The organism is Oceanobacillus alkalisoli (genome assembly GCF_022213125.1).
Lineage (GTDB): Bacteria > Bacillota > Bacilli > Bacillales > Amphibacillaceae > Oceanobacillus > Oceanobacillus alkalisoli.
The window spans coordinates 97,982-122,863 of the sequence record NZ_JAKNRA010000008.1; the positions used below are offsets into that span (position 1 = coordinate 97,982).

Sequence of the window (24,882 nt, forward strand, 5' to 3'; positions counted from 1 at the left end):
CAGTAAGAAAGGATTTATACTTTCTTATCTGCCAAAAAAAGACCAGGACGACATAAAATAGCCAGTCCTGATCTTTTAAACGTTAGATTAGTTATTAGGGCTTAGATCCTCAATAGAGTCGACATCCATATACTTTGGTACAACAAGACCAATTTTTGCGCCGACTAGGTTCGCTCCCATATCTACAATATCATCTTTATATGATTCATGGAATTCACTGTGCGTGAGAGGTAACCATGCCGCTAATGTAGCATCTGCATCTCCTGTTGCCAGGGATTCGAATACAATGGCAACATCCACTTCCGTTACCTCTACCTCAAAACCTTTCTGTTCCATAGCTGCTTTTAAAACTCCTGAAGATGCACGTTCAGAATCCCACGGTGTGGATACGAGCGAAACTTCTACACCACCCGCATCTTCCACGCCTTCAGACCAAGCTGAAACTCTATCTGCGTTATCTTCTACCCATTGTGCAGCAATTTGATCGATATCCTCACCGGTTTCTTCCGCTTTATACATAATTTCTTCCATATCTTCCACATTCCATTCAAACTGATCAATCATCTTGTAAGCTTCTGGTTGGTCTTCTTCAAACCCGAGTCTACTCATCGAATGAATACTCTCTTCTCCACCATAAACTTCTAGCGGATCTTCCAAGTATTTCATATCTGGGTGTGCCGCAAACATCCAATGCGGGTTCCATCCGGTAATAACAATCGGCTCTTCATTGCGGATTGCATTATCCAGTTCTGTCATCATTGCACCGGTTGATGATAATGCTACATTCCAGCCTTGCAGATTATCATATTCTTCAATCGCAGCCTCTGTCGTAACAGAGATACCTGCTCCTGGTTCAATACCTGTAATCGTGTAATCGACCGCTTCTCCATAATCAACATCCCCGTTACTGTCTGCAGTACCATCATCTGTACCCGCACCTTCCTCTGAATCACCACATGCTGCAAGCAGCAATGTGATTAGAATCCCTAAAATTAAACCTGCATGTTTCAACTTCTTGAAATCCAAATTAACACCCCTTAAGTTAGTTTCGTTTCTCCTATTTAAAATTTGTTTACTACGAGAAACAACGTACAAGTTAAAAGCTTACCGTTACTTGCCAACATACTCAAATCGCAAATTCCGGCAAAAACATATATTTTAAAGGATGAAACGGATTCATCGTAACCTCATACAACCAAAACATTCATTTATGCGGGATTACTAATTCACTCCATGCTCTTTGATTTTCGGAATGGTCAACCATGGACGCTCATCTTCCCAGCGAACCGTGACAGGAATTTTAAATGTTTCTGATAATAATTCATCGGTAAGCACTTCTTGTTTTGGCCCAGCTGCAACAATTTCACCATCACGGACAAGCAAAACATGAGAAATTGCTTCCACTATTTCTTCAATATGATGTGTCACATAAAGTAAATGACAATCCCTCTTATTAATATCATTCATGAGATCCAGCACTTCTTCCCTCGATAATACATCAAGCCCGGAACATGGCTCATCTAAAATTAAAATCTCAGGATCAGCCATCAATGCCCGAGCGATTAACACACGTCTCTGTTCTCCTTGGGATAGATCTTGATAGTGTTTCCCGCTAACGTAACTTAAACGCAAAGTGGACAGTAATTCATCCGCTTTTTCCCAGTCCTTTCGCTGCACTTCTTCATATAATCCGATAGAAGCAAACTTCCCGCTTACGACGATATTTTCGACTTTTTCCCTGTTCAAGCTTTGGGAAAATTGCCCAAGTGAATTACTGACATAACCGATTCGTTTCCTTAATTCAGGGATATTCGTCTTACCAAATTCATTTCCAAGAACGGAAACGGCTCCTGCTGTCGGATAATCATATCCTGTTACAACATTTAATATTGAAGTCTTCCCTGAACCATTCAATCCTAAAATACACCAATGTTCGCCTGGATTCACTTTCCAATTGATATTCTTCAATATTTCTTGTCTATTTCTTCTCCAAATCACATGTTGCAAATGGATAATGCTTTCCATTTTCCAATCCCTCCTGCATTTCGTTAAATTCAAATTTAATACTCCATATTGTAGGATATTTCTGAAAACAACTCAATGAATAAATAAGATGAGAAATAGAAATGTATACGAATTGACAAAAGACAGCTGACGACATACCCTATACCCAATATTGTGATCGACCACCACGGCTGGCTTGGTGCGCCCACAATTAAATTTAATCGTAATCGGTTCATCGCTATTATTTTATTAGCTGGCTCCTTATTTCTAATTGTATAGGAAGGTGAATAGAATGACCGTTTTACTACCTTTAATAGGCGGTATATTTGTAAGTCTGCAAGCTGCACTTAATGGATATTTAAGCAAAAAAATAGGATCGATAGAAAGTACATACCTCTCCTTTTTCACCTGAAGTATTTTCTTAAGCATTGTCCTTATTGTTCTAGGCGAAGGAAACATATTCAAGCTCACGGAAGCACCTCCCTGGCAATGGATCTGCGCCATATTCGGTCTCATCTTTGTTTTTGTATTGGCTTTTTCGTCTCCCAAAATCGGCGTTACAGCTACGACCACGACAATCGTTATCGGCCAGTTGGCAGCGAGTATGATGATTGATCATTTCAGTTGGTTTGCCAGTGATCTCACCCCATTCAGCATGAAGCGTTTAGCAGGAATCATCTTAATGATTGGTGCACTTTATTTTATCTTTAAAGAACAGGATGATGAGACCAAACAAGTCTCGAAAAAAGCTATCTAATATAAATAGGGTTGCCTACTATATTCGTAAGACAACCCTTATCTATTCCCTACTTATTTAAAATTTCATTGATGACATGCAATTCTTCTTCTGTTAAACGAGTATCGCCTGCATTTCTTCACTTTCCATAACGATCAATTGATCTTTCATCCAAAATGGACTTGTTGATGAAGTGAGCATGATTCTTGCTCCTATCGCAAATGCTCATCCAAAGGTAATCGCTTCTTTGTTGCGAAGGAGCCATATTCCAGTATTAAACCAACCGCTTTTAAACTCGAATCCGTTATAGAGCTGGAGCGTGGTACATTATGGATCAGGTATTCGGTGAAAAAAGATGAATAGTCAGCAGGATGTCTAGGGATAGAAGTGGCCTAAAAGTTTAGGAAGAGCCCAAAAAGTTGCTGGATGATTAGTGTGAGATAAAAGAAGATATCTGTAAATCCCCTTTATTCATAGGATTTCCAGGTCTTTTCCGCTTAAACCAACAATTACTTTATTACTTTTGTCAAATCCATTTTTGCATATACAACTCTGTGAATTTCAACCGTTTCTTCAGTAACTGTATAAAAAACGGCGTAATTCTTAACTAATAAAATCCTATATTCGTTTTCCATTTCTCTTACAGGCTGATATACCTTACAGGAATAAGGAAATTGTTTGAGCCTAAATATAGATTCATCTAAAGTATCCAGTAAATCGAGAGCAGCCTGTGGAGCTTGAAGATGATCAGAAATATAATTAATTATATATTCTATATCACCTAATGCAAGGGGCAAATATTTCAAATCATACATCTTCGCTAACCTTTTTAGCAAGTTTAGACCTTAAATCTGAAAACACTTCTTCATGTGGATATCGTTTTTCCGTTGACTTAGCTTGTAACTCTGCCTCTCTTAACTTAAAATATACTTCACTTTCAAATATTTTTTTTTCATATGCTTCCATACTCATCACAACCATGTCTCCATAACCATGTTTTGTCAAAAAGATTGGTTCCGACGACTCGTGCACAACCCTTGAAATTTCAGAAAAATTATTTCGTAAATCCGATACTGGTCTAATATATGGCATGTTATCACCCCACCATTATTTTAGCATAATTTTATCATAATTATGCTAAATCAGCAACGGAACTTGATTAGTCGTCCTCTTTATAAAGTTTATTAATGCAAAAATTAAGTATATAATGAGGCGTTTCGCATTTCCCTCTCTTAAATTCTTACCAAAAATGTTACCATTTAATTATGAAAGTTTTACATATACCGAACAAAGGAGGAAATATAACAATGAAACTAGGCCATGTAATTAAAAACAACAAACGAGTGCTCAGCCTTAAAACAGAAGAAGGACTTTTTAATTTAAGTGGAGCCGCCATGCTAAATAGCTTGCCACTTCCACAAACGATCGATGAATTAATTCGTTCTGGAAAAGAAGGAGAAAAACAACTAGCCCGTGTTATTGCCGCTCTTGAAACAAGTAAACAATCCTTTTTCTTACATGAAGAGGATGTTTCCTTCGACTCTGTCGTTCTCAACCCGGAAAAAATCTTATGTGTCGGATTAAACTACATTTCTCATGCAGAAGAAGCAGATATGGTAATACCAGAATCTCCTGTGCTCTTCAGTAAATTTAATAATGCACTGACCGGGCATAAACAAACGATTCCCTTACCTAAATCTGCTGAAAAATATGACTATGAAGCAGAGCTTGTTATTGTAATCGGAAAAGAAGCCCGTAACGTTACGGAAGCTGAGGCACTGTCCTATGTATATGGATATAGTGTCGGAAATGACGTATCTGCTCGGGACTTGCAAATGAAGACGGGACAATGGATGCTCGGAAAAACGCTTGACGGGTTTGCTCCAATTGGGCCTTATCTCGTTACAAGTGATGCGCTTGACCCGACAAACCTGAATATTGAGTGTAAAATCAATGGTGAGGTTAGACAATCCAGCAACACGGAACAAATGATTTTCAATTGTGCAACCTTAATTAGTTATATTTCCCGATATATGACACTAAAACCAGGGGATGTTATCTTCTCTGGTACTCCAGAAGGCGTTATTTTAGGATACGCACCAGAAAATCAAACATGGCTGCAAGCCGGGGATGAAATGGAAGTAACGATTGAAAACATTGGGAGATTAATAAATAAACTTGTCTAGAATTGAAGGAGAGAATTTGAATTTATACATTAGCTTTTGATTTAGATGACACGCTCTATGACCGAGCACAACCGCTCAAGAAAGCCTTCCAAGGATTTATCCAAGACAACCGAATCGATTTTTGGAAGTTCCATGAGACATTTCAGATAAATGGTGAAATAGCTTTCGTTAAAGAGAAGAATCAAATTTGGACATTGGAACAATCGCATATTTTCCGGATTAAAGAAACACTTCAACAATTAGGATTGGAGATTAACGAGGAACAAGCGATTGTTTTTCAAAAAACGTATGAACAGTATCAGCAAGCAATTGTAGTTTATCCCTTAATTACCGAAATTTTGGATTTTCTAATTGAGAAAGAAGTTTTAAGCATCATCATAACGAATGGGCCAAAAGTCCATCAGCGTAATAAAATAAAAAATCTTGGTTTAGAAACGTATTTTACACCAGAAAAGATTTTCGTTTCCGGGGAAGAAGGCATTGCTAAACCAGACAAAGGAATCTTTCAACTGGCGGAAGAGAGATTCCAACTTGATAAAGCAACAACTTGGTATATTGGAGACAGTTATCCGAATGATATTATTGGCGCTCGGGAAGCAGGCTGGAATTCGATTTGGTTTAACCCAAGAAATGAAAAACGAGAGGATAATATCGCAACGAGTACGGTTTCCTCTACTCCAGAGCTTTTCGATTTAATAAAAAGAATGTTTGAGTAAAAAATAATCCCTCATGCACTTTAGCAGGTAAGTGAGGGATTATTTTCCTAAGCTACCTAGCCCCTCTTGACGGGGTTCAGTTTACGTTATGAAGAAAAGAAAATAAAAATCAGCTGGAAGTCATCTTTTTACCGATGATTTCTAGCTGATTTAGAATATTTTATCTAATACAATTATAGGAAAAGACCTGCAATTGTAGCTGAAAGAATCGAAACAAGAATAGAACCAAATAGAAGCTTCATACCGAATCCGGAAACAACACTTGCCTTTTCCCCGTCAATCCCTTTCACTGTTCCAGCAATAATTCCAATGGATGAGAAGTTAGCAAAGCTCGTTAGGAAAACACTGACGATCCCAATCGTTTTCTCAGACATAGTTTCCATTAATGGCTGGAATTCAAGCATCGCAACGAATTCATTTGTAACAATCTTCGTTCCCATAATGGAACCCGCTTCAATAATTTCACTTGGCGCAATTCCCATTAAGAAGGATAGCGGCGCAAGGATATATCCTAAGATTTGTTGGAGTGTAACACCTGCTAAAACAAATTGAATTAACCAGTTGACTAATTCCAATGCTGCGATAAATGCAATCAGGTTAGCGGCAACGATTAAAGCAATTTTACCACCGTCGAGTGCACCATTTCCCATTGCTTCAAATACACTCTTATCTGTACTGACATCTTGAACATCCACCACATCTTCTTCTTTCGGAACATTAATTGGAGCAATAATCGATGCAATGATTAAGCCACCAAACATATTAAGTGGTAAAGATACAAGAATATACTCTGCCGGCAAGATTTGAATATATGCTCCAACAATGGAAGCTGATACCGAACTCATTGCAGAAGCACTAACCATATAGAGTCGATTACTCGTTAAATGATGAAACTGGGTTTTAATTGCAATTAAAGCTTCTGATTGTCCGAAAAAGATACTGTTTACTCCGTTAAAGGATTCAATTTTTGGAATCCCGGTAATCTTAGATACCAAGCCACCGACCCATTTAATAATCGTTGGTAATATTTTTAAATAGTTTAAAACGGAAAGAAGTGTGGCAAAGAATACAATAAGTAATAGTACGTTGAAGAAGAAGACGCCACCTTCTTGGAGTTCAAATCCACCAAGAACGAATCCAATCCCTTCATGTCCGAATTCAATCAGCTTATTAAAGACAGCAGAAATACCATTAATAATAATGGCCCCAATTTCAGTCGCGAACATGAACCACGTAATAAGCAGCTGTAAGGCCAGCATAATTCCGATACCTTTTAAATTAATGTTCTTCTTATCATTGGAAACAAGATATGCTAAGCCAAGGATAACGGCAATCCCTACGATACCAAGGATAATGTCCATTATTTTTCCTCCTTTATTTTGCCGTTTCATTGAAACAGCTTACATAATATAAAAATTTATTCTAACTTTTGTCATTTATCTGTGCATGATTGGACGTCCTACAAGTAAACTGCTAAGTTTTGCTTCCAGAGTTCTGGAAGCATACCATGCTTATTTAAAAAGCCGCTCGTTTATATCCTTTTCCTTAATACGTTAAATGTAATTTGGTCGGAACGAAAATAGTTAATCGAATAAAGTACGGGACGGTTCAACTCATCAAAATGCACTTGTCGCAACACGAGTAGCGGCGTATGTTGGTCACAATTCATGATTTTTGATATTTCGTCGTGATAGGCGATCGTATTAATCTTAGATTCGGCGTGATTAATCACAATGCCAGCATCTCTTAATGAGTTGAAAATTGATTCTTCTCTTAGTTTATACCTTTTATGAAGAATACTATCCGGAACTTTATCAATACAATAAACCAAAGGGACTTCATCCGCTGTTCGAACACGCTTCACTAAGAATACCTGCTCGTCCTCTTCTAATTCTAGTTCTTCGACATCATCCCGATGCGGCTCAACGTAACCAGTAAACAAAATCTCTGTTCCTGGAATTTTTCCTTCTCTTTCGATCAATTCGGTAATACTGAATAGTTCTTCAATACCACCTTGAAAAACAGGTACCCGATTAACGAATGTTCCAATCCCATGTTTACGAATAACAATATTTTCTTCCTCGAGTATTCGTAATGCTTCCCGTAATGTGTTTCTTGATACACCTAGTGCCTTTGCTAACGCTGTTTCGGATGGTAACTGTTCCCCAGGCTCTAATTCACCATTATTTATCTTTTCTCTGATTTGTTCGATGACAATCAAGTAACGGGGTTTCTGATAGTGACTTTTCACGTGAGCGCTCTCCTCTCCATTTTCATATTGTATAGCATGGTCAGAACGCTTTCAATACAATTAACAAAGTCCGATAATTAAAATAAAGGGGGGAGTTGGATAACTAAAATGGCTAGCACGAGCCACGTCCGCTCTGCGCCCAGCAACTATCAAACTTCACACTCCTCCAATCGATAAAGAAGACTTAGCCGTTCGGTCTTTGTGAGGCTTAGTCGCACTAATACCCTTGTGGTGAAAGTCAACATCGGCTCATAACGAAAGGAGGGCCGTTTAAATTCGGGCTAAAGCCCAACTCACGTCTCCCCCTAAAGGGGCATGTTTCCTTTATCTTCCTTCTGGTAAAAAGGAGGTTCGATTAAGTTCGCCCCTTCCTGGGGCAACATCGAACTACCTCCCATCCTGGAGGCACAGTTTGTACGTTGCTGCGACTACAGGATGTGCTAGTGCAGGTGTTGCGAAGACGATCGCGTTTTTAACCTGCAAGGGCGCTTCCGCCTTTGTTCCATTATATCGCCTGTAATACAAAATTAATAATGAACAACAGGGTAATGATGTATAACGGCATGGATACTTCTTTGCGTTTCCCTACAGCAATTTTTGCTATTGGATAGGCAATGAATCCAAATGCGATTCCATCTGCGATACTGTATGTGAATGGGATCATCATTATAATGATGAATGCTGGAAATGCATCTGACAAATCTTTAAAGTTGATGTTTTTAATATTGAGCACCATCAGCCCACCAATAATAATGAGAATTGGCGATATCGCTGTACTTGGAATTAACTTGATAACCGGGATAAAAAGGGATGCCACAAGAAACAGTAGGCCGGTAACTATAGAAGTAATACCCGTCCTACCACCTGCCGCAATCCCAGCGGTCCCTTCAACTGTGGACACAGTCGGACTCGTACCAAATAGTCCACTCAACATAGACGATATGGAGATCGAACGAATCGCCGGCGTATATTGTTCATCCCTTTTTGCTTGTTTCAGTTGGCCACCTACGAGACCAATATTTTCAAACACAAGGACCATCGTCAGGGAAAATACAGCAATCCAAAATGTAAGGGACCTGATTCCATCAAAAGACATCGCATTGAAAACACCTGCGTAATCAGCTAAGGATAAATCAGCCCCCTCTGCCTGATTAAAATCAATCAGACCAAACATCCAAGCAATCATTGTACCGACAAAGATGGTGATGAGAAAATGTCCCGGCATGCTACGGAGAAATAATCCAAGCGCTATAATAAATGTAAGCACAAATGCCAACACTTCGAGGCTCCCGATATCACCAAGCGCAATGATGGAATGTTCACCGTGCACTATAATATGGCTCTTCTCTAAACCAATAAGTGCAAGGAACAGTCCTAAACCAACCGTAATAGCCTCTTTTAACGTCCCTGGAATCGACTGAGCAAGTATCGTCGCTAATCGTGTAAATGATATGAGAACAAAAACAAGCCCTGCTACAAATACAACCGCCAATGCTTCTTGCCACGTTAACCCCATGGCATGGACGAACGTATACGTGAACATCGCGTTCAAACCCATACCCGGCACGAGAATTAGAGGTACATTCGCACCAAACCCGACAATGAAACAGCCGAACATCGACGTTAAAATCGTCGCCCAGACCGCACCTTCAATCGGAATCCCAGCATCCGAAAGTATCGTCGCATTCACCACAATAATGTAAACAATCGCAAAGAATGAAATCAGACCTGCCAGAATCTCAGTTTTTACGTTTGATCCTTTATCATAAACTCCAGTTATTCGATTTAATCTTTCTTTCAATCTGTCTACTTCCTTTTTAAAATCCCTCGACCCGCCCAGTCTGTTCTTCTATTCGCTTATTCCGTGACTATTTTAATTCCGGAACTTGCACCGATTCGACTAGCACCGGCTTCAATCATTGCGTGTGCATCTTCTTTATCACGCACACCACCGGAGGCTTTCACGCCAATATCCGGTCCCACTGTTTCACGCATGAGTTTCACATCTTCCAAGGTTGCTCCTCCAGTAGAAAATCCAGTTGAAGTTTTTACGTAATCTGCGCCTGCTTTAACAGAAAGCTCGCAAGCACGAACCTTTTCTTCGTCTGTAAGGAGACTCGTTTCAATAATTACTTTGACTAGCGCTTTACCTTTTGCGGCATTTACAACCGAATGGATGTCATTTTCTACTGCTTTATCGTTTCCTGCTTTTAATTCGCCGATATTAATAACCATATCTACTTCGGTCGCTCCATCTGCAATTGCATCTTTAGTTTCAAATGCTTTTGTTTCCGGTGTACTGGCACCTAATGGGAAGCCGATAACCGTGCAGACTTCAACATCTGATCCTTCTAATTGCTTCGCTGCCTCTTTCACCCAAGTTGGATTGACACACACTGAGTAAAAGTTATACTCCCTAGCTTCCTTACAAAGTGTTACGATCTGATCCTTCACGGAATCTGCTTTCAGTAATGTATGGTCAATCATTTTTGCTAGATTGTTCGTCATCTCTTCCACCTCTTCTTAAATTTTCGTACCTTAATGAATTTCATAATACGTATTTAATGCTTTGGTAATTATGAAATTCATTCACCTGGTAATTTGTTCACGATTCCTTTAACGAGTTTAAGGAAATCCTCTCTCACTTTTTCAGTCGTTTCAATTACTTCTTCATGAGATAAAGGTTGATCTAAGATACCTGCAGCCATATTTGAAATACAGGATAACCCAAGTACTTTCATTCCACTATGTTGGGCTACAATTACTTCTGGAACCGTCGACATCCCTACCGCGTCTCCGCCTACTTTTTGCAGCATGCGAATTTCTGCTGGTGTTTCATAACTCGGTCCACTGTTCCAGACGTAAACGCCCTTTTGCAGGTTAATGTCTAAATCCCGGGCGACCTGCTCTGCCAGTTGTTGATAATCAGAGGCATAAGCAGTAGACATATCCGGGAAACGAACTCCTAAGTCTTCATCATTCGGACCAATTAGCGGATTTATTCCAACATTATTAATGTGATCGGTAATCAGCATTAAATCGCCCGCTTCAAAATCTGCATTCACCCCACCTGCAGCGTTCGTGACAATGACTTTATCGATACCGATCTGCTTCATCACGCGCACAGGGAATGTCACTTCATCTAACCCATAACCTTCATAAAAATGGAAACGCCCTTGCATGGCGAGCACCGTTTTCCCTTCGAGTTCGCCAATGACAAGCTGCCCGGCATGACCTACTACCGTCGAGACCGGAAACCCTGGAATATCTGCGTATGAGATATTCACTGGATCTTTAATCTCATCTGCGAGAACACCAAGGCCAGATCCGAGAATGAGCCCAATCTCCGGGCGTTTTGTTAATTTTTCTTCAATAACATGTACCGCTTTTACAATCGATTCTTTATTCATGTCTCTCCACCTCACTTTATATCGTCTAAAAAGCTCTTCCCATATTCAGGGCTTTTAACTTGGAAGTTATCCGCAACTGTCTCACCAATATCAGCAAACGTCTCCCGTACTTGTAATTCTTTTCCTGCTGTTATTCCTTTATGGTAAACGATTAACGGGACATACTCCCGCGTATGGTCTGTTCCATGATGAACAGGATCATTGCCATGGTCTGCTGTAATGATCAGTAAATCATCTTCCCTTAATTTATCAAAGACTTCCGGAAGTCGCGCGTCATATTCTTCCAATGCCTCACCATATCCTTGAGGGTCGCGGCGATGACCGAACTTCGCATCAAAGTCAACCAAGTTCAAAAAGCTCAAGCCAGTAAAGTCCATATCCATCGTTTCGAGTAATTTATCCATACCATCCATATTAGAGACAGTCCGGATCGATTCGGTTACACCTTCTCCATCAAAAATGTCAGAAATTTTACCAATCGCCAGCACGTCATAATTCGCATCTTTCAATTCGCTCATGACTGTTCGTCCGAATGGTTTTAAAGCATAGTCATGACGGTTTGCTGTCCGCTCGAAGCTGCCTGCTTCACCGATGAATGGACGGGCAATCACACGACCGACCATATACTCCGGATCATTTAGCACCTCACGAGCATACTTACAGATTTCATATAACTCTTCCAGCGGGACAATGTCTTCATGTGCCGCGATTTGCAACACAGAGTCTGCTGATGTGTAGACGATCAGCGCCCCTGTTTCCATATGTTCTTTCCCTAGTTCTTCAATGATTTCCGTTCCTGACGCTGGTTTATTTGCAATCACTTTCCGACCGGATTTCTCTTCTATCTTTTGAATGATTTCATCTGGGAAACCGTCCGGAAACGTTCGGAACGGGGTATCAATGTAAAGGCCCATAATCTCCCAGTGTCCCGTCATCGTATCTTTTCCAGCAGATGCTTCTTCCATTTTTGTGTAATGGGCAAGTGGATTTTCTGCAGGTTCAATACCTTTAAAAGAACGGATGTTACCTAACCCTAATTTCGCCATATTCGGCATATGAATTCCATTCATATGCTCGGCAATATGACCGAGAGTGTCCGCTCCTACATCATTATATTTTTCAGCATCCGGCGCTTCTCCGATACCAACGGAATCCATCACAACTATAAATACCCGCTTAAATGCATGTTTCATTATCGGTCACTCCTTTATGTTTATCTGTTGGTTAACTCCATTTTTTATTCGTAAATGATATCATAAATTAGCTGGTTCTTTTCAACCTTTTCTTTTGAAACGGAATAAGAATCGTAAATCTTCTCCATTACTTCCGCTACATCTTCCTGGTTACTATGAATCGTTACAAGGGACTCACCTTTCTTCACTTCATCACCGATCTTTTTATTCAATACCAGACCAACTGCTAAGTCGATTTCGGATTCCTTCGTTAAGCGTCCTGCTCCAAGTAAACTTGCTGCAATCCCAATTTCGTTTGCAATGATTTCCGAGACAAATCCATCTTCCTTCGCTTCCGCTTCAAAAGTGTAAGAGCTTTTAGGTAGTTTTTCCGGTTCATCGACAATCGATGCATCCCCGCCTTGTGCCGCAATCATTGTTTTAAATGTTTCAATCGCTTTTCCGGACTTGATTGCTTCTTCAAGCATTTCTTTCGCTTGTTCGATGGAATCTGCTTTCTTCCCGAGATAAACCATACGGCTACCGAGCTCAAGACAGAGTTCATGTAAATCAACTGGTCCTTCTCCTCTTAAAGTATCAATCGCTTCTTTGACTTCAAGCGCATTACCAACTGCAAAACCTAACGGCTGGTTCATATCTGAAATAACACCGATCGTTTCTCTTCCAGCACCATTTCCGATTTGCACCATCGCATGAGCCAATTCCTTGGAATCTTCCAATGTCTTCATGAAAGCACCAGAGCCTGTCTTCACATCCAAGACAATTGCATCTGCACCGGAAGCGATTTTCTTACTCATAATCGAACTTGCGATTAAGGGAATTGCATTTACCGTAGCCGTTACATCCCGCAAGCTATAAATTTTTTTATCAGCAGGTGTTAAGTTACCGCTTTGGCCGACAACGGCGACTTTGTTTTTATTCGCAAGTTCAATGAACGTTTTCGGGTCGATTTCAACCTGAAATCCTGCAATGGATTCCAGCTTATCAACCGTGCCACCGGTATGACCAAGACCACGACCAGACATTTTCGGAACCGGGACACCTACAGCAGCTACAAGAGGGGCAAGAATTAATGTTGTTGTATCTCCTACCCCTCCAGTAGAGTGCTTATCGACTTTCACACCATCAATTTCTGATAGATCAACTTGATCTCCAGATTCAACCATCGCTTTCGTTAAATTTACCCGCTCTTCTGTTGTCATATCCTGGAAATAAACAGCCATTAAGAATGCTGACATTTGATAATCTGGGACTTCACCATTCGTATACCCTTCAATTACAAAGTTAATTTCCTCTTTTGTTAATTCATAACCATCACGTTTCTTTTCAAGAACATCCACCATTCTCACTTTAAAGCACCTTCCTTTTCATTATATAGATGATTTTTCAATTGCTCCATTCCATTCATATAATCCACATGAACAACATCACTTAAGAAAACCCTTTCAGTTGTCCTACAACCCAAGTATATGATTGGACGTCCTACAAGTCAACTGTTAAATTAATCAAAAAATTATACTGCTTTCCGAGCTTAAAATAGCTTCTATTATAGAGTACCCGGAATTTGTTTTTTTAAATAGAAATAGCTTGAGTGTCATTTAACATGACCTCAAGCTATGCTTCTCCTTGCTGCTTAGACTATGCTGTTCTCCTGTTGTGCTGAATTCTAGTACAGATTTAACTCTTTGTCCATCAAGATTTCTAATATGGTTGATCGTTCCTTCCAAATCTAATGATTCATCTTCAAAAAAAGCTGTCGGTACGGCAATATGGACTTGTTCTTTCAGCATCCTGTTACCTCCATTAATAACTGTCAATAACGATATCCCGGCCTGCGAGCACTCCCGTTATCACAATAATTATTCCAATCGCCATTAGTATGATAATCGGCGCCGTCCAGCTGCCCGTTACATCATAAAATCCGCCGAATGCAATTGGCCCGGTCGCTGCGATAAGATAGCCAATCGATTGGGCCATCCCGGATAAATCAGAAGCTTCGTAACCATTTTTAGTTCGTAATGTAAAGAACATCATCGATAAGCTATAGCCACTTCCACATCCAACTCCGATTAGTAGAGCGGAAATAATAAGAATACTAAGATTGCTGCTAAATAATCCTGCTGAACCAAGGAAGAAAACGATCCCCGTAAACGCTCCTAATAATTTTTGATTCTTCATCCGGTCTGCGAGCACCGGGATGATAAAGTTCACTGGAATAAGGCCTAACAACATCACCGAAATCATCAAGCCTGCCTGGCTGAGCGAAAATCCGTGAGACTGCAAAATATCAGGCAGCCAGGTTAGCGGGGTAAGGTACATCAATGATTGAAAACCCATGAAAATCGTTACATACCAAGCAGTAGCAGAAGTCCACATTTTTGCTTTCTTCTGTTCAAGCTTTAATTCAGGTTGAGGCTGTGGATTTCTTACTTGCGGATACCAAAAAATGATAGCAATCAGGATTAATGTGACCCATATTCCTAATGAAACTCTCCAGCCAAAACCTTCAATATTCGATAAAGGTACACTAACTCCAGAAGCTAGTGCACCAAATATATTCATGAATATCGTATAAAGACCGGTCATTAAGCCTACTTTAAATGGAAAGCGCATTTTTATTAAACCTGGAAGCAACACATTTCCAAATGCAATCGTAATACCAATCAACGCGGTTCCAATAAATAATGTACTGATTCCATTAGCAGACCGCACAACAATCCCAAGACCTAATAGCATCATCGCTAAAAATATCGTCTTCTCCATGCCGATCCGGTTCGCTAATTTAGGTACAAAAGGAGAAACAAATGCAAATGCGAGCAGTGGCAATGTTGAAATGGAACCCATAATCGAACTACTCACTTCTAAATTATCGCGGATAACGGGTACAAGGGAGCCAATTGATGTGATCGGGACACGCAAGTTAGAAGCAAATAGCATAATTCCTGCAACTAATAAAAAACTAATCTTCGCATTTCTTTCTATTTTCTCTGAATCTAGACCCATGTATTGCTGCCTCCATACTACCTACGATTCTTCACGTAATTATTCTAATGCCTGTGTTAAATCTTCTTTCAGATCTTCTATATTTTCGATTCCAACAGACACACGCAATAAATTCAGGGGAGCCATTGTTCTATCTTTTTCAACAGAGGCACGATGTTCAATGAGACTGTGTGTCCCACCTAAACTTGTTGCACGGGTGAATATTTTCACCTTCGCAGCGACTCCCATTGCTTCTTCCTCTCCGCCTTTTACTTGGAATGATAACATCCCACCGAATGAACTCATTTGTTTCACAGCTACCTTATGCCCTGCATGACTAGGAAGACCAGGGTAATGGACTGCTTCAACTTTCGGATGTGCCTCAAGAAACTTCGATAGTTCTAGAGCATTCGCACAGTGTACATTCATCCGGGGTGATAAGGACTGCACACCGCGCAGAGCGAGCCAGCAATCAAATGGCGAAGGGACAGCACCTTTTTCATGCTGCCAAGCACGTAAATTTTTTAAATAAGGGCTATCAGATTTAGCTACTATCGCGCCAACCATTAAATCACTATGACCGCCAATATATTTCGTAACGGAATGAAGGGAAAAGTCTACTCCAAACGTCAGCGGACGCTGTAGTGCTGGAGTCGGCCATGTATTATCAACGACCGTGTAAGCCCCTCTTTTTTGTGCAATTTTCGTAATTGCTTCGATATCGACTATTTTCACAAGTGGGTTAGATGGTGTCTCCATCCAGACGAGACCAGTTGGTGCAGAGTGAATTTCCTTTTCCACTTCTGCAAGATCCGTCATATCAACGACGACTATATTAAATCTCCTTCCAATATCCGTCTCCGATATGAGTGCCCGAATACCAAAATACATATCATCCGGCATCACAATCCGGCGTGGTAAATCTTCTGGGAGTGCTTCGATTAAAGAAGAAATTGCCGCCATCCCAGAAGCATAAGTGACACAATCATAGCCATTTTCAAGCGAAGTCAGGCACTCTTCCAGCGCACGCCGATTCGGATTATCACCGCGGCTATACATGAAATCATTTGTATACGAGCCATCTGCAGCTCGTTCATATGTAGTAGATAAGTGAAGCGGACTTGTAACTGCCCCTGTCAACGGGTCAATTCCTCGCCCTACATGAATTGCTTTTGTTTCAAAACGCATATTCTTTCCCTACTTTCAAAATTTTTGTCGTCTATTGATATAATACTATATTAATTGTAGATATTTTTAAAGGTTCAGTTATTAAGTCGTATAAATGTCGTCTGAATAACGTCTTTCTAATAAACAAAGGCGCAAGGATATAAGAGCGACTAAGCCTCACAAAGACCGAATGGCCGAGTCTTCTTTATCGATTGGAGGAGTGTGAAGTTTGGGACTGTAGATTGCTCGTGCCATCAAAAGATTTGCTAGTTGCTGTGCACAGAGTGGACGTGGCTAACCCTGAATATCTAAGTTATCCACAACATTTTTACAGTTTCCTATATATTAATGAATTTCATAATACGTATTTAATGCATCACCATCACCATATGTAGTTGATTCGTTCCCAACTACATATGGTGATGGGAAAGCCGACTTTGGTAATTATGAAATTCATTCATATAACTAAAGCCGCAGCATAAAAACTGCGGCCTTCTGTGCTAACGAGCCAGTCTATTATGATTCATCAGTTGATCAAATTTCAGCCGTTTATTTAGAGCATAAATAATCGGAATCGCTACAGCTAAAACAATGAACTCACTGACAGCTGTTGTAAACCATGTAATGGCGAATGGAAATTCAAGTGCCAGATTTAGCTCGAAGGCAATAATAAACATATTAAAGGAGAAAACAGCTGTATTTGCAGCGAGTAATATCCATATGTTTTTAATGTATCTGCCGAGCAGCACAATGATGCCAAGTGAAATGGCCGAGTGTGCAACACCAAACACGAGATCAAACCAGCCCAACGGTGAAAATAAATAGTTATAAAGGAAGACACCGACGACTATTCCAAAGAAATAGCGCTTATCAAAGACAATGAGGTGGTTGAACATTTCCGAGATCCTAAACTGAATCTGAGTAAAACCAAAAGGCACAACAAGTACAGACACCGCAATATACAACGCTGCAACGAGCGCATTTACAACAAGTGTCCTTATTTTCATTTTCATCTCTCCCTTAGTTTTTTAGCGTGGGATGGTCTCGAACCACGGGATTTTTAATCCGTCATTCATTATAAGGTACATACTCGCCTTTCTGCAAATGTTGAGCGAGCTAGTGATTGAAACAAAAAAAACCACCAGTATATGAGGTGGAGTTCATACAATTTATCTATGTTCATTAAACAAGTGCCCGGCACTTTCTCACAGTGCGGACTTATTATTAAACAGGTAATCTATAATACTATTATAAAAAGGTATTTGATCCATGACTAAAAATACCGGTAGCATCATAATTACGACATATGAGATGGTGCTTTCTTTAAAGATAAAGAGCTCGTCGTTATCGGCGGGGGAGACTCTGCGGTTGAAGAAGGAATGTATTTAACAAGATTCGCTTCGAAAGTAATGATCGTCCACCGACGTGATGAACTTCGTGCACAGAAAATCCTGCAAGAACGTGCTTTTGCAAATGAGAAGGTTGTTTGCTGCTGGAGACATTCGCGAAAAAACACTTCGGCAAATTGTCACAGCTACGGGAGATGGCAGTATTGCTGCTGAGGCTGCACAGGAATATGTTGAGCATTTAAAGGCGCATGCAAAAGTTAAAGTATAAATAATGGTACCCACTATATTTCATTTTATCAAGTTACCTGCTAGTGCACGCAGTTTCTAAAGGCAATGTAAACCAGAATGTATTTTTAGCCTCATCAGTCTTCCAACCAATGTCGCCTTTATGCTGTTCAATAATTTCCTTCGTAATACTTAGGCCAAGGCCTGAACCTCCCGTATCACGGCTTCGCGAAGGATCTACTCGGTAAAATCGTTCAAAGAGCTTCTCTCCCTCTTTTTCCGTAATCGGATAACTTGGACCAGTAATCGCAATATAGTATTCGTTCGCTAACCTTTCTCCTTTAATCGAAATGATACCTTCGCCAGAATAATAGCGAATCGCATTCTCAGTCAAGTTACTAATTGCTTGCAAAACTCCCTCTTTATCTACTAATAAGTCCGCATCTTCAGCATCGATTTCTACTGCAATCTGTTTCTCTTTCAACTGCCATTCAAACATTTTAACCGTTTCATGAAGTAATTTGCCAATAGGAGCCATTTCTTTTTCAAAGAATGATTGTTCGGAAATATAATCCCATTCCTTTAACGTCTCCAGTTGTGTGATCATCTTTGTCAGCCGTTCTGATTCTTGATAAAGAGATTCATATAAAGCAGGGTCGCCTTCAATTACTCCATTTTTTAACGCATATAAATAGCCGTTTAAGTTCGCAAGCGGTGTCCGTACCTCGTGTGATAAATCCATCACTAATTTCTGCCGCTGTTCATGATTCTTTTTCAACTGATGAGCTAGGCCATTAAAGTTACTTGTCAGCTGACCTATTTCATCACTTGAGGTAACCTCGATCGGTTCCGGGTAATTCCCTTTCTTCATACTTTTCGTTGATTCAATCAGTCTCTTCAACGGATGAATTAATCGTTTCGTTAAATAAAAATGGGCAATGCTCCCCGTAATCATTGCGATTAAACTGAAAATCCATAAATAATAATAAAGCGTTTTATTGAATTTCGTCTGATTCGTTCCAGTCATTGTCCCCATACTATCCACAAGGAAACAAGCCGTATTGTAGACTGCCCAGCTGCTTAAAGCAATAAATATAGATACGATAAAAATATTGATGAAAGTTAAGCGAAAGAGAAAATTTTTCGGTAACAAGGATGTCTTCTTTTTATTCATGGACAAATTTATACCCCATTCCTCGAACCGTTTGAATTCGTGTTGGAGTTGACGGATTGACTTCAATTTTACTTCTTAACTTCTTAATATGCGCATCAATCGTCCGATCCAATACCGTCTTATCCACGTTCGGATATAATTGATCAATCAGCTTTTCTCTCGATAAGACGACATTCGGATTTTCCATAAAGTAATAAAGAAGATTAAATTCATGTTTCGTTAAATGGAGTTCATCATCATATAACAAGACTTCTCCTTTTCGCGGTTTAATACATAATCCATCGTAAATTAATTTTTGACAAAACTGGCCTGTCCGGCGGAGAACTGCTTCCACATGCGCGATTAATTCATCTGGGTCAAACGGTTTTGGCAAATAGTCATCCGCACCAATCTTCAGACCATTAATCCGGTCTTCCACCTTCGTTTTTGCAGAGAGCATGATAACAGAAACCTCATATCCCGCCCGCTCTTTCACCCATTTACAAAATTCTTCACCACTAAGCTTCGGCAACATTAAATCAAGAATAATCAAGCAAGGACGGTGAGTCAAAAAGACTTCTTGTGCTTCCTCACCATCCGCTGCTTCCAATACGTCATATCCGGCTTTCTCCAAGTAAATCTTTACAAGCCTCCGGATCATTTCATCATCTTCAACAACTAATATATTCTGTTTCATCATATGGCACCTCTATCACATTGTATGAGAAATAGAACATTATTTCATCTTTTCAAACTCTTGAATCATCAATTCATAATTCAATGCACCAAAAGCTTTATTATGAATCGTTCCATCCGAGTTGATTAAATAGGATGTCGGAATCGGCTGAATGCGATACGCTTCCGTTGCAGCATTCCCTTCATCGGTATAAACCGAGAAGGTGAGCCCAAAATCATCGATAAATTCATGTACATCATCAAGACTCGTCTCTGTTTCAATTAAATTTACTGCAACAATCTTTATGTCTGTATTCTGATGGAATTTCTCCATATCTGGCATCTCTGCTCGGCAAGGCGGGCACCAAGTACCCCAGAAATTCAGCATGACACGCTCCCCGCGGAAATCGGATAGTTGTACCTCTTCCCCTTCCAATGTCTTCAGCTTAACGTCAGGAGCCATATCACCAAGATCCAATCCTTCCTTACCGCTACTCTCATCGACTTCTATATTGCTCGATACACTCGCACCTTCTTCGGCGCTTGTTTCCGCTGTAGACGTGTTCTCTACCTCTTCTATAGCTGCTGAATCGGAGTCTCCAACAAACTCATAGACCGCCCAGCCAAACATAAGAACAAATACAATGATAAGAATTAACTTCTTCATCCCAAAAGCCTCCTAATGTTATCCTAACCTTGATAACCATGTATCATCAACGAAATCAAGCAGGAAACCAGTAATTTGCGGCATCCACCCTAAGAAAAGGACGAGCCCCATAAGAATCATGACGACAGCACCGAATTTCATAATGACTCCACTATGGCGCACAATCCATTTCGTGGAACCGAGGAAAAAGCTTAAGACAAGAAACGGCAAAGAAAAGCCAACTACATACATGACCGTATAAAAAATACCTTGCCCCGGATTACTAGCCGCAAGCAGCAAAATGGAACCGAAAATCGGCCCAATACATGGTGTCCATCCCGCTGCAAATCCGAGTCCAATTAAAAATGTCCCGAGGTAGTTCACCCGCTTTTTCGTATACTGAAACCGTTTTTCCTTCATCAAGGTTGGAATTGTAACCCAGCCGCCGACGAATAATCCCATGAATATAATTAGGGTACCCGCAATCCGCTGAATAAATAACCCTGAATCCCCTATTAATAAACCTTGTACCCACTGCCCAAGGAAAGATGCACTTGCACCAAGACTAATAAAGACAAGTGACACGGCAATAAGGAAGATTAGGGAATGACTAAGAATTTCCTTTCTGATTTTCGCATTTTTGCCTTCTTGCAACTCTTTCACACTAATTCCAGTTATGTATGACATGTACGCTGGAAAAATCGGAAGTACACAAGGGGATAAAAATGATAACGCCCCTGCTCCAATCGCAAGAAACGTGCCCGCAATCAATAATGTATCTGCTTCAATTCCGCCCATGACGATCCCTCTTTCTTAAAATAATAACTATATTTATTGTAAAAAATACCCAAACAAACCAAGGTGCTATTAGATAACCAAACACGGTAACAAATGGTTGTATCGAATAAAGAATAAACACTCCAACAGACCAAACAACTAATAACATGATAAACAGCAGCTTTTCAGGCAATTGATCATGTGCAATATAATAGAAGATGAGAAGCAATGTGATTAAAATAAAATATCCAATTGTACCACCAGTTTGAAGCCAAACGAGATAAATGAATTCATATACAAAAGAAGCGACTAAAATCACGGGAATAAATGATTTCATAAATGGGACAGCATTTATTTTTCCCCTCTTCACTTTTATAAACAGGATAATCCCGCTGATTAAAATAGCAAGATAAAATGCTTTAGAGTCGCTAGGGTAAGCAAGCACTGCTAATGGGTCTTGTATGAACAGCTTAAGGTTCGTTAAAATTTTCCCGACCCAAATGAAGATAACAACATTTATCAGCTCCGAAATCATTTGTTCGATATGTATTTTTTTATTCTTTTTCGATAAGTTACTCGTTAAATAAAAGAATAAAAACCCCGCTAAAATAGCGAGAGCAAAAACCCCTATAGGTATCAATTTACTTATTTGCGCCAATGGCTTAGCTCCTTTATCTCAGCATTCTTAATTCCAAGCGTACACATTATATATGAAAGTTTGATGAAAATATTATATTGTTCAAGCAAGAGATTTAGTAATCAATGTCTAAGATAGATGAAAATAAAGTAAGCAATCATTTGAGGATTCCATTAAATCACCAATCCTAATCCATACAAATATAGAAGCAAAAGAAAAAGCCCGTGAGAAATTATGCTTTGTCTCGAGCTTTAGATATCTGGTTAACTATAGCTTCTTTAAAAATCAATTTGTGATGATGCTTTAGGTATCATACTTTTTTAAAAAAACAATTGGCACTCGCCGAGTTCCGTTGTTTAATTTCTTGGATCGATAGGTGTGCCGTATAATTTCCATATTCGAGAATACGATCTAAAAAATCATTTAATTCATTAAATTTAGTTCTTTAGGGGAAATTTGAATTGTTTCATACTTTAATGAATTTCATAATGCGTATTTAATGCTTCACCATCACCATATGTAGTTGAGTTGATTCGTTCCCAACTACATACGGTGATGGAAAAGCCGACTCTGGTAATTATGAAATTCATTCACTTTCCATAATTAATTTCAACCCTATTTATAGAAAGTGCAGGAGCTGTAAATGGGTTTTTAGTTTCCCTAATACTATGAACTTCATCAATCCTTATATTATTTTTGATAGTATATCCAGTCTTGAGCCAAATCCACATTAGACATTGCTTGTTTAAGAAATTAGGGGTCATCCAAACTCCAAAATCTGGATAGAAAACTGTTGGAACAATAAAAAAATTGCAGACAACCAAATAATAATTGTCATCCATAAGTCTTTTTTTGACGAAAAATACATTTTATCACCTCGAAGGAATGAAATTGCTATGAAAGTTGAACTAAATATTTTATCACATGTTTTCCTTGTAATTATGACCTAGTAGGAGAACACAATTAAACACAATCAACTATATATCCATGAAAAATGTCTCGTAGGTGGGTTCTATCGGACAAAAGCGAATTTAAGCAACATAACTTTCTAATAGATGGACCCGCTCCTATACAGAAGTGAAAAACTTAAGTTCAACATATATATGAAAAGTTTAATAGTTCAAGGGCCTGAAACCAAGCAAGATAACTGTTCAAATACTTCGTTTCTACTCGATCAGAACGTTGTATCCAGCCTTTAAGCCTAATGTGATACTAACAATCTTATTTTTATTCTGACCGTTTTAAAACCTCTAGCTGCTCCCATTCTTCTCTTAATATTCCCATTCGAATAGAGTCGTAGTATATGCCATTGTAAAACCGGCATTTTCTTAGTCTCCCTTCCAAACTCATTCCCAGTTTCTCGCCTAACCGCATCATACGCTGGTTCCCGGACCATGTAGCAAAGCCCACTCTGACTAAAGGCATTGTGTTGAACAAATGATCAATCCATGTTTTAAAAAAGATGGTACCATGTCCACCGTTCCAATATTCCGGGTTATAAATACCAATGCCAGTTTCAAGCCAATTTGAAGGCTTATGCTCCCAATAATAAGATGCCGTTCCAATCAATTTCCCTTTGACAAACAGCCCCCAGCGATTATCCTGTTGAATAAGAGATGGACCCATTTCTTTTAGAAAAGCATCATATGTTAACGCCACGTGGTCATAATAAGGGGCATCCCATTTCTTCCATTCCGGATTTGACTCTTTATATGTCAATTCCCATAAAGGCTTCAAGTCTGCTTCTGTTAATGGTCTCATTTCAAGTTCGTTATTTATCCTTATACTCACTGGTCCCACCTCTTAGGCTAAATTATCATTTAGCTTTTGCTGTAAAATGTTTTCTAATTTTTTTCGATATCTATTCTGAAAAAACTCCTTATCAATCTTCTTATCATTGAACTTTCCAATAACTTTACGTACATCTTTATCGTGGATAATTAGTTGTTTAAATCCTTTATCACTCAACAATTCTTGAAACCATTTATGTTTCTTTAAACGACTTACATTTTTCCCTATGTCTTCCTCATCAACTGACATTAAAGATGGCAAATAAAGTCCGAGGTTTAAAAATAAAATGAATCCAAACAGTAGAACAAAAAATAAAAGTTTCATACTTATCCCTCCCTCGTATCATTACGATTAGGAGCTTGCAGAAGTTTCAAAATAAGACTCGTTTGAAGAACTACTTGAGATCTGCTTTTCATTAGGTATTTATTTTCTCCATCACCTTGTCCACATCATCCCATACATATATCAACTCATTCAGAGCTTTTCCAGCAAGTTTAATCTGTTTCGTTTCAACTAACTTAGCACCAAAATATTCATAAAAATACCGAGTTTTATTTTCCTCTAGTACTTCGACAAAAACTTTCTCAATGCTTAATCGTTTAAAGTGCAAAAACAGTTCATGAAGAAATTTCCTTCCTATTCCTTTCCCCTGATATTCTTCAAGCGAATAGATCGAAGTTAGATCACTTGCATGCTCTACTGTATTGTTTTCTCTTTTCCAAGCATCTGCAACCCGATAATTTGGCCTTCGTTATTCTCTGCAACTACTACATGATCGTCTTCGCTTGCAATGTTTTTCTTCCATATTCTGTTCGGTGTTCGTACAAAGATTATTCAAGAAGTCTTCTGGAATAATACCTTTATAAGTCGCCCTCCAACTATCTACATGTACTTTTGCGATACCGGTTGCATCTTTCGAATCCGCTCTTATTATTTGCATATAACCACCTCATACTCAAAATTTTTTAGCATCCTTAATAGATA

At 39.3% G+C, this 24,882-nt stretch carries 26 protein-coding genes, 3 pseudogenes and 1 riboswitch; of the genes and pseudogenes, 4 read left to right on the plus strand and 25 right to left on the minus strand.

What is annotated here, in order from left to right; all coding sequences use genetic code 11:
* Positions 1-87: 87 nt before the first annotated feature.
* Together L3V42_RS11355 and L3V42_RS11360 are read right to left on the minus strand one after the other, a co-directional pair.
* Entirely contained in the window at positions 88-1,026 is a 939-nt protein-coding gene (locus L3V42_RS11355; protein ID WP_238472025.1) for a glycine betaine ABC transporter substrate-binding protein, read from the minus strand.
* A gap of 195 nt (positions 1,027-1,221) precedes the next feature.
* Positions 1,222-2,025, minus strand: coding sequence for an ABC transporter ATP-binding protein (locus L3V42_RS11360; protein WP_238472026.1), 804 nt, complete (start codon positions 2,023-2,025; stop codon positions 1,222-1,224).
* Between the two features lie 271 nt (positions 2,026-2,296).
* On the opposite strand from L3V42_RS11360, the pseudogene L3V42_RS11365 reads away from it, so the two are divergent.
* Positions 2,297-2,761: pseudogene (locus L3V42_RS11365) on the plus strand (DMT family transporter).
* A gap of 488 nt (positions 2,762-3,249) precedes the next feature.
* On the opposite strand, the gene L3V42_RS11370 reads toward L3V42_RS11365, so the two are convergent.
* Positions 3,250-3,555: a type II toxin-antitoxin system RelE/ParE family toxin gene (locus L3V42_RS11370; RefSeq protein WP_238472027.1), complete on the minus strand. Its 306-nt coding sequence runs from the start codon at positions 3,553-3,555 to the stop codon at positions 3,250-3,252.
* On the minus strand, positions 3,548-3,832 hold the full coding sequence (locus tag L3V42_RS18320; RefSeq protein WP_235762143.1) for a type II toxin-antitoxin system Phd/YefM family antitoxin: 285 nt from the start codon (positions 3,830-3,832) through the stop codon (positions 3,548-3,550). The genes L3V42_RS11370 and L3V42_RS18320 overlap by 8 nt, the downstream gene beginning before the upstream one ends.
* Positions 3,833-4,047: 215 nt before the next feature.
* On the opposite strand from L3V42_RS18320, the gene L3V42_RS11385 reads away from it, so the two are divergent.
* Together L3V42_RS11385 and L3V42_RS11390 are read left to right on the plus strand one after the other, a co-directional pair.
* Complete coding sequence (locus tag L3V42_RS11385; RefSeq protein ID WP_238472028.1) at positions 4,048-4,926, plus strand: fumarylacetoacetate hydrolase family protein; 879 nt, start codon at positions 4,048-4,050, stop codon at positions 4,924-4,926.
* Positions 4,927-4,946: 20 nt separating this feature from the next.
* Positions 4,947-5,642 carry an HAD family hydrolase gene (locus L3V42_RS11390; RefSeq protein WP_238472057.1) on the plus strand — a complete coding sequence of 232 codons (696 nt, stop codon included), beginning with the start codon at positions 4,947-4,949 and terminating at the stop codon, positions 5,640-5,642.
* A gap of 173 nt (positions 5,643-5,815) precedes the next feature.
* Here L3V42_RS11390 and L3V42_RS11395 read toward each other — a convergent pair whose 3' ends face one another.
* From L3V42_RS11395 to L3V42_RS11445, 11 genes are all read right to left on the minus strand, one after another.
* Complete coding sequence (locus L3V42_RS11395; RefSeq protein ID WP_238472029.1) at positions 5,816-7,003, minus strand: NupC/NupG family nucleoside CNT transporter; 1,188 nt, start codon at positions 7,001-7,003, stop codon at positions 5,816-5,818.
* A 170-nt stretch (positions 7,004-7,173) separates the two neighbouring features.
* Positions 7,174-7,893, minus strand: a complete 720-nt coding sequence (locus L3V42_RS11400) for a GntR family transcriptional regulator (protein WP_310739798.1) — start codon at positions 7,891-7,893, stop codon at positions 7,174-7,176.
* A 505-nt stretch (positions 7,894-8,398) separates the two neighbouring features.
* Entirely contained in the window at positions 8,399-9,694 is a 1,296-nt protein-coding gene (locus tag L3V42_RS11405) for an NCS2 family permease (RefSeq protein ID WP_235762146.1), read from the minus strand.
* A gap of 56 nt (positions 9,695-9,750) precedes the next feature.
* Positions 9,751-10,401 (minus strand): deoxyribose-phosphate aldolase, encoded by a 651-nt coding sequence (gene deoC, locus L3V42_RS11410; protein ID WP_238472030.1) that lies wholly within the window; start codon positions 10,399-10,401, stop codon positions 9,751-9,753.
* A 77-nt stretch (positions 10,402-10,478) separates the two neighbouring features.
* Positions 10,479-11,303, minus strand: coding sequence for a purine-nucleoside phosphorylase (locus tag L3V42_RS11415; RefSeq protein ID WP_235762148.1), 825 nt, complete (start codon positions 11,301-11,303; stop codon positions 10,479-10,481).
* Between the two features lie 11 nt (positions 11,304-11,314).
* Positions 11,315-12,496 carry a phosphopentomutase gene (gene deoB / locus L3V42_RS11420; protein ID WP_238472031.1) on the minus strand — a complete coding sequence of 394 codons (1,182 nt, stop codon included), beginning with the start codon at positions 12,494-12,496 and terminating at the stop codon, positions 11,315-11,317.
* Between the two features lie 44 nt (positions 12,497-12,540).
* Positions 12,541-13,845, minus strand: a complete 1,305-nt coding sequence (locus L3V42_RS11425) for a pyrimidine-nucleoside phosphorylase (protein WP_238472032.1) — start codon at positions 13,843-13,845, stop codon at positions 12,541-12,543.
* A gap of 249 nt (positions 13,846-14,094) precedes the next feature.
* Entirely contained in the window at positions 14,095-14,286 is a 192-nt protein-coding gene (locus L3V42_RS11430; RefSeq protein WP_238472033.1) for a hypothetical protein, read from the minus strand.
* Between the two features lie 13 nt (positions 14,287-14,299).
* Positions 14,300-15,499, minus strand: coding sequence for a CynX/NimT family MFS transporter (locus L3V42_RS11435; protein ID WP_238472034.1), 1,200 nt, complete (start codon positions 15,497-15,499; stop codon positions 14,300-14,302).
* A gap of 39 nt (positions 15,500-15,538) precedes the next feature.
* Positions 15,539-16,666 carry a trans-sulfuration enzyme family protein gene (locus tag L3V42_RS11440; RefSeq protein WP_238472035.1) on the minus strand — a complete coding sequence of 376 codons (1,128 nt, stop codon included), beginning with the start codon at positions 16,664-16,666 and terminating at the stop codon, positions 15,539-15,541.
* Positions 16,667-17,145: 479 nt separating this feature from the next.
* Positions 17,146-17,652, minus strand: a complete 507-nt coding sequence (locus L3V42_RS11445; RefSeq protein ID WP_235762154.1) for a QueT transporter family protein — start codon at positions 17,650-17,652, stop codon at positions 17,146-17,148.
* Positions 17,653-17,659: 7 nt separating this feature from the next.
* Positions 17,660-17,704, minus strand: a riboswitch (PreQ1 riboswitch).
* A gap of 251 nt (positions 17,705-17,955) precedes the next feature.
* On the opposite strand from L3V42_RS11445, the pseudogene L3V42_RS11450 reads away from it, so the two are divergent.
* Positions 17,956-18,262, plus strand: a pseudogene (locus L3V42_RS11450) (NAD(P)/FAD-dependent oxidoreductase); the annotation flags it as partial.
* Between the two features lie 33 nt (positions 18,263-18,295).
* Here L3V42_RS11450 and L3V42_RS11455 read toward each other — a convergent pair.
* The 10 genes and pseudogenes from L3V42_RS11455 to L3V42_RS11500 form a co-directional block, all read right to left on the minus strand.
* The gene (locus L3V42_RS11455; RefSeq protein ID WP_238472036.1) at positions 18,296-19,393 is read right to left on the minus strand and encodes a HAMP domain-containing sensor histidine kinase; all 1,098 of its coding nucleotides are present in this window, start codon (positions 19,391-19,393) and stop codon (positions 18,296-18,298) included.
* Entirely contained in the window at positions 19,386-20,069 is a 684-nt protein-coding gene (locus tag L3V42_RS11460; protein ID WP_235762156.1) for a response regulator transcription factor, read from the minus strand. The genes L3V42_RS11455 and L3V42_RS11460 overlap by 8 nt, the downstream gene beginning before the upstream one ends.
* Before the next feature lie 39 nt (positions 20,070-20,108).
* Positions 20,109-20,714, minus strand: a complete 606-nt coding sequence (locus L3V42_RS11465) for a redoxin domain-containing protein (protein WP_235762157.1) — start codon at positions 20,712-20,714, stop codon at positions 20,109-20,111.
* An 18-nt stretch (positions 20,715-20,732) separates the two neighbouring features.
* Positions 20,733-21,491, minus strand: coding sequence for a cytochrome c biogenesis protein CcdA (locus L3V42_RS11470; protein ID WP_235762158.1), 759 nt, complete (start codon positions 21,489-21,491; stop codon positions 20,733-20,735).
* Entirely contained in the window at positions 21,478-22,128 is a 651-nt protein-coding gene (locus tag L3V42_RS11475; protein ID WP_238472037.1) for a hypothetical protein, read from the minus strand. The genes L3V42_RS11470 and L3V42_RS11475 overlap by 14 nt, the downstream gene beginning before the upstream one ends.
* Before the next feature lie 569 nt (positions 22,129-22,697).
* Positions 22,698-22,949, minus strand: a complete 252-nt coding sequence (locus L3V42_RS18530) for a PH domain-containing protein (RefSeq protein WP_369412889.1) — start codon at positions 22,947-22,949, stop codon at positions 22,698-22,700.
* Positions 22,950-23,334: 385 nt separating this feature from the next.
* Positions 23,335-23,868 carry a GNAT family N-acetyltransferase gene (locus tag L3V42_RS11485; protein WP_255783462.1) on the minus strand — a complete coding sequence of 178 codons (534 nt, stop codon included), beginning with the start codon at positions 23,866-23,868 and terminating at the stop codon, positions 23,335-23,337.
* A 42-nt stretch (positions 23,869-23,910) separates the two neighbouring features.
* The gene (locus tag L3V42_RS11490) at positions 23,911-24,222 is read right to left on the minus strand and encodes a hypothetical protein (RefSeq protein ID WP_235762160.1); all 312 of its coding nucleotides are present in this window, start codon (positions 24,220-24,222) and stop codon (positions 23,911-23,913) included.
* Positions 24,223-24,313: 91 nt separating this feature from the next.
* Positions 24,314-24,580: pseudogene (locus L3V42_RS11495) on the minus strand (GNAT family N-acetyltransferase); the annotation flags it as partial.
* 69 nt (positions 24,581-24,649) lie between these two features.
* Positions 24,650-24,838 (minus strand): hypothetical protein, encoded by a 189-nt coding sequence (locus L3V42_RS11500; protein WP_238472038.1) that lies wholly within the window; start codon positions 24,836-24,838, stop codon positions 24,650-24,652.
* Positions 24,839-24,882 lie beyond the last annotated feature (44 nt).

Coding starts and splice junctions, on each gene's coding strand:
- L3V42_RS11360 (WP_238472026.1), bottom strand. CDS start 2,025: ATGGAAAGCATTATCCATTTGCAACATGTGATTTGGAGAAGAAATAGA.
- L3V42_RS11370 (WP_238472027.1), bottom strand. CDS start 3,555: ATGTATGATTTGAAATATTTGCCCCTTGCATTAGGTGATATAGAATAT.
- L3V42_RS18320 (WP_235762143.1), bottom strand. CDS start 3,832: ATGCCATATATTAGACCAGTATCGGATTTACGAAATAATTTTTCTGAA.
- L3V42_RS11385 (WP_238472028.1), top strand. CDS start 4,048: ATGAAACTAGGCCATGTAATTAAAAACAACAAACGAGTGCTCAGCCTT.
- L3V42_RS11395 (WP_238472029.1), bottom strand. CDS start 7,003: ATGGACATTATCCTTGGTATCGTAGGGATTGCCGTTATCCTTGGCTTA.
- deoC (WP_238472030.1), bottom strand. CDS start 10,401: ATGACGAACAATCTAGCAAAAATGATTGACCATACATTACTGAAAGCA.
- L3V42_RS11415 (WP_235762148.1), bottom strand. CDS start 11,303: ATGAATAAAGAATCGATTGTAAAAGCGGTACATGTTATTGAAGAAAAA.
- deoB (WP_238472031.1), bottom strand. CDS start 12,496: ATGAAACATGCATTTAAGCGGGTATTTATAGTTGTGATGGATTCCGTT.
- L3V42_RS11430 (WP_238472033.1), bottom strand. CDS start 14,286: ATGCTGAAAGAACAAGTCCATATTGCCGTACCGACAGCTTTTTTTGAA.
- L3V42_RS11435 (WP_238472034.1), bottom strand. CDS start 15,499: ATGGGTCTAGATTCAGAGAAAATAGAAAGAAATGCGAAGATTAGTTTT.
- L3V42_RS11440 (WP_238472035.1), bottom strand. CDS start 16,666: ATGCGTTTTGAAACAAAAGCAATTCATGTAGGGCGAGGAATTGACCCG.
- L3V42_RS11445 (WP_235762154.1), bottom strand. CDS start 17,652: ATGAAAATAAGGACACTTGTTGTAAATGCGCTCGTTGCAGCGTTGTAT.
- L3V42_RS11455 (WP_238472036.1), bottom strand. CDS start 19,393: ATGAATAAAAAGAAGACATCCTTGTTACCGAAAAATTTTCTCTTTCGC.
- L3V42_RS11460 (WP_235762156.1), bottom strand. CDS start 20,069: ATGAAACAGAATATATTAGTTGTTGAAGATGATGAAATGATCCGGAGG.
- L3V42_RS11465 (WP_235762157.1), bottom strand. CDS start 20,714: ATGAAGAAGTTAATTCTTATCATTGTATTTGTTCTTATGTTTGGCTGG.
- L3V42_RS11470 (WP_235762158.1), bottom strand. CDS start 21,491: ATGGGCGGAATTGAAGCAGATACATTATTGATTGCGGGCACGTTTCTT.
- L3V42_RS18530 (WP_369412889.1), bottom strand. CDS start 22,949: ATGGATGACAATTATTATTTGGTTGTCTGCAATTTTTTTATTGTTCCA.
- L3V42_RS11485 (WP_255783462.1), bottom strand. CDS start 23,868: ATGAGACCATTAACAGAAGCAGACTTGAAGCCTTTATGGGAATTGACA.
- L3V42_RS11490 (WP_235762160.1), bottom strand. CDS start 24,222: ATGAAACTTTTATTTTTTGTTCTACTGTTTGGATTCATTTTATTTTTA.
- L3V42_RS11500 (WP_238472038.1), bottom strand. CDS start 24,838: ATGCAAATAATAAGAGCGGATTCGAAAGATGCAACCGGTATCGCAAAA.